The sequence below is a fragment of the uncultured Streptococcus sp. genome (assembly GCF_963521865.1).
In the GTDB taxonomy this organism is placed as follows: domain Bacteria; phylum Bacillota; class Bacilli; order Lactobacillales; family Streptococcaceae; genus Streptococcus.
Genome location: NZ_CAUQWY010000076.1, coordinates 1 through 3,834, shown reverse-complemented (window position 1 = coordinate 3,834; position 3,834 = coordinate 1). Strand labels below are relative to the sequence as shown.

The 3,834-nt window shown below is 40.0% G+C and carries 6 protein-coding genes; all 6 read right to left on the bottom strand.

What is annotated here, in order from left to right; all coding sequences use genetic code 11:
- Positions 1–458, bottom strand: a 458-nt coding sequence (grpE, locus tag RWO85_RS09900) for a nucleotide exchange factor GrpE (protein WP_314415661.1), incomplete at its 3' end; no start/stop codon positions are given.
- A 26-nt stretch (positions 459–484) separates the two neighbouring features.
- Complete coding sequence (hrcA, locus tag RWO85_RS09895; protein WP_219967198.1) at positions 485–1,519, bottom strand: heat-inducible transcriptional repressor HrcA; 1,035 nt, start codon at positions 1,517–1,519, stop codon at positions 485–487.
- A 160-nt stretch (positions 1,520–1,679) separates the two neighbouring features.
- Positions 1,680–2,192: a DUF2812 domain-containing protein gene (locus RWO85_RS09890; protein ID WP_314415658.1), complete on the bottom strand. Its 513-nt coding sequence runs from the start codon at positions 2,190–2,192 to the stop codon at positions 1,680–1,682.
- Between the two features lie 34 nt (positions 2,193–2,226).
- A complete protein-coding gene (locus RWO85_RS09885) occupies positions 2,227–2,802 on the bottom strand; it encodes a DUF2812 domain-containing protein (RefSeq protein ID WP_261275499.1) in 576 nt (191 codons plus the stop codon).
- Positions 2,802–3,122 carry a PadR family transcriptional regulator gene (locus RWO85_RS09880; protein ID WP_314415655.1) on the bottom strand — a complete coding sequence of 107 codons (321 nt, stop codon included), beginning with the start codon at positions 3,120–3,122 and terminating at the stop codon, positions 2,802–2,804. Before RWO85_RS09880 ends, RWO85_RS09885 begins: the two co-directional genes overlap by 1 nt.
- A gap of 113 nt (positions 3,123–3,235) precedes the next feature.
- The coding region (locus RWO85_RS09875; protein ID WP_399553594.1) for a glutamine synthetase family protein at positions 3,236–3,834 on the bottom strand (599 nt) is incomplete at its 5' end.

The window sequence follows — 3,834 nt, the reverse complement described above, 5'->3', positions numbered from 1 at the left end:
ACTTGGGCGATGGTATCTGCTGGGTGTTCATCGTCTGCTGGGAGAGTTTGGATGGCCATATGGTAGTTATGGTCAAATTCACCGTCAGCTGCGATTTCTTCGATTCCTTCTTCTTTCAAAGCGTGAATCAAACTTTCTTGCACCATCTCCAATCCTTTTTTGACATCGTCTGTCAAACCTTCAACTGCGAGTGCACGTTCAAGGTTATCCAAAGAAGGGAGGATCGCTTTTGCCAAGTCTTGGCTACGATAACGTTGCAAGTTTTGACGCTCTTCATTGGCACGGCGTTGGATATTTTGCATCTCTGCATGAGCGCGAAGGTATTTATTTTCGAACTCATCTGCACGTTCATTTGCCAAGTCCAATTCAGACTTCTCAGGAGTTGTCTCTTCTACCGTTTCCACAACTTCCTCTTCTTGAACTTCTTCTACTTCTTCATTTTTTATATCTTGGGCCATTTTCGCCTCCTTTAATGATTTCAATCTTAATGTACTTCGTAATGATTACTGCTGAGATAGCGGTAAAAATCTGTCAACTTCATGGTCAAAACACGGTTGACCACATTGACTTGGTTGATTAGCTGTTGGTAATCCAGATTAACTGGACCGATAATGGCTAGAATTCCAACTCCCCGATAAGGAATGAGGAACTTGCTACTAATCACCGCTAGGTCAGCTAGACAGGACTCTTGACTGTCTGCAACACGGACGTTTTGCATCTGATCTTCACGCAACCCCTCACGAATCTCCAGAGCCACCTTTTGCGGTTGATCAAAGAACTGATAGGCTGCTAGATTGGCAAAATTCAAGAGATTAACCTTGCCCGCCACCACAATGTTTTCGTTGAACATTTCCTTAAAGATATGTTCAAAGAGATCGATCACATTATCCGTTGTTGTAAAGTAACGCTGGATAATCTGCGGAATCTCCGTCCGAATCTTGTAGTGAATATCTAGAACGGTGTGGCCGAGGAAACGTTCCTGAATGATGCTCTTCAGTTTCAGCAAATCCTCCTGCAAGAAGTTCCTTGGAATCAGAAACTGACTAGTAACCGTTCGAGACTCGTCTAGGGTGAATACTGCCAAGGCTGTATGTTGGCCCAAAACAACGATATCAAAGGCTGTCAAACGTTGCCTGCTCGGCTCAACATCCAGTGCTACTACCGTACAGCCACTCAAGTCTGTCAGTAGATTAGCAGCCTCTTGCAGAATATCCTCCAATTTGAAAAATTCCTGATCAAAGGCTTTGACAATCTCATAAACCTCATTTTCAGCCAGTCGGTCAAAATCCAGTGAGTGTTTCACATAGTACTGAAAACCAGCAACACTTGGCATCCGACCACTTGAAGTATGAGCCTTTTCAAGCAAACCTTGCTTTTCTAGAGCCGCCATGTCATTACGAATGGTTGCACTGCTAGAGTTAATAGACTCTTGCAAGGCTTTGGATCCGACAGGTTCGTGCGTTTTGGTAAAGATGTCAATAATCAGATTTAAAATATCCTGCTGACGCCCTGTAACCATCTCATCACTCCTTTCTGTCTGATCGATTAGCACTCGATACGCTCAAGTGCTAACTCATGATTCTATTATACACCCTTAAAAGAGAATGTCAAGACAAAAACTCAAAAAATTAGCACTCTTTTAACAAGAGTGCTAAAAATCAGTCTAAAGACCTAGAACCTTACTGTTTATCTACTTGGTATTTCCTTTTAAGTCTGAAAAAACCATGGATTAAATAAGAAATCATTAAAGCATATAAAAGAAAAATAATAAAGAAAGACATAGAAAGTTCTTCTTTAAATACACTCATACAAACAACAAGACCGCCTAAGAAAGTAGCTGTACAGGAACGAAGTCTAGATCGCATAACTTCCCATCTGAGCCCCTTAGCCATATAGACTTGATCCTCTGGAAGTAAATCAGAAGACGATTTACGAAGAATCGAACAAAAACCTGTTTCTATCAATTCCCAACCTCTATTTCGAAAATCTTGCAGTTCATGCTGATATTTTTTAAGAAATCTAGAATCATAGATACGGTAGATGACATCGTCAGGTTGGCATTGGTCAAAATAGAAAAAACCAAAACGACTTGTTCTATATCTCCAGCCTTTCAAGTGCATCTCACGCAAATACTCTTCTTCCTTGTCCAAATCAACAATGGTGAAAATCCGAAATTGCTTTTTATTTATCATGACTTTCCCTCCAATTTTGAGCATACCTATCCTATCATAAATCTGATAATTTCTTCTTTTCATGCCATAACTTCCAGCTAATATAGGCAACTATTAACAAAAGGATTAAAGACAAGAAAACATCTAGCCCGACCGCAAGAAAACTCCATAGACCATACGCATTACTTCTATTGAGCAATTTAAGTAAGAATGGTATATGTATGGCTAGCAAAAGCAAAATAGGTACTAATCGCAGTCTTAAAATGCGATTAACCATAGCTAACTTCCCAGCAACGTCATTATAGATTTCAAATTCTGCATCCGATTCAATTTCAGAATGTGCTTTTCTAAAATAGGAAAAACTATTAAAGTCTGTAATATGCTCCCAGCCACAATCTTTAAATAGTTGTAAATAGGAGGTTCTCTCTGATTTTTCCATTGGGTAAAAATCCAACTGATAAGATACCTGCTCAGGCTGACATTTTTCAAAGGTATACTTAACTACAAACAATAAGATAGAATAGCTTACTTTCCTAAGTTTCCAGCCCTTAGCATGCATTTCTCTAAAGTATAGAGCCTCCCTCTCATAATCCGCAATTGTAAAAATTCGATAAACAATTTTCTTTTCCATCATCCTTCCTCCCGACTATTTCTGTAGAGGCGCTCAATACGCTTCAATTCAATATCTAAGACTTTTCGTCCCAAGTCTGTTATCTGATAGATTTTCCGTTTTTCCTCTTCGCGGACAAAGGAAATCAAACCATCCTTTTCCATTTTTGACAAGGTTCCATACATAGTTCCAGGACTAATCAAGACTTGCGAATCTGTCATCTCCTTGACCTTTTGCGTAATACTATAACCATGACCTTCCTTTTGCAAACAGAACAAGATATAAAAACCCGTTTCCGTCATCGGAAGATAGACCCGACGAACCTTATCCGTTAATTCCATTTATAAGCACCTCCTATTCAGTTCGATATATCGCACTTCGTTATATAAAATATATCACACCTCGATATAAAATGCAAGAAAAAAGACCGCCCTCAGGCAATCTTTCTTCTATATTAGTAAAGATCTAAATAGTTATCAATTTCCCATTGTGAAACGAAGGTTGCATAGCTAGCCCACTCGATACGTTTAGCTTCAAGGAAGCTAGTATAGATATGTTCTCCAAGAGCTTCTCTGACAACCTCATCTTCTGTCAAAGCTTTCAAAGCGTTGTGAAGAGTTGATGGAAGGTCTGTAATACCAGCTTCCTTACGCTCTTCTGCTGTCATGATGTAGATATTTTCTTCGATAGGAGCTGGTGCTTCGATTTTATTTTCAATACCATGCAAACCAACTTCCAAAAGAACCGCCATAGCGATATATGGGTTTGCCATCGGATCCACTGAACGCAACTCAAGACGAGTTCCCATACCACGTGAAGCAGGCACGCGTACAAGTGGCGAACGGTTACGACCAGCCCAAGCAATGTAAACAGGCGCTTCATAACCTGGAACCAAACGTTTGTATGAGTTAACTGTTGGGTTCATGATGGCAGTATAGTTGTAGGCATGCTTGATCAAACCGCCAAGGAAATGGTAGGCAGTTTCTGACAACTGCATTCCTTTTGGATCATTTGGATCAAAGAAGGCATTATTTCCTTCTGCATCAAACAAGG

What these genes read in the sequence shown, in the direction of transcription:
- hrcA (WP_219967198.1), bottom strand. Translation starts at nt 1,519, where the DNA reads ATGGTTACAGGGCGTCAGCAGGATATTTTAAATCTGATTATTGACATC.
- RWO85_RS09890 (WP_314415658.1), bottom strand. Translation starts at nt 2,192, where the DNA reads ATGATAAATAAAAAGCAATTTCGGATTTTCACCATTGTTGATTTGGAC.
- RWO85_RS09885 (WP_261275499.1), bottom strand. Translation starts at nt 2,802, where the DNA reads ATGGAAAAGAAAATTGTTTATCGAATTTTTACAATTGCGGATTATGAG.
- RWO85_RS09880 (WP_314415655.1), bottom strand. Translation starts at nt 3,122, where the DNA reads ATGGAATTAACGGATAAGGTTCGTCGGGTCTATCTTCCGATGACGGAA.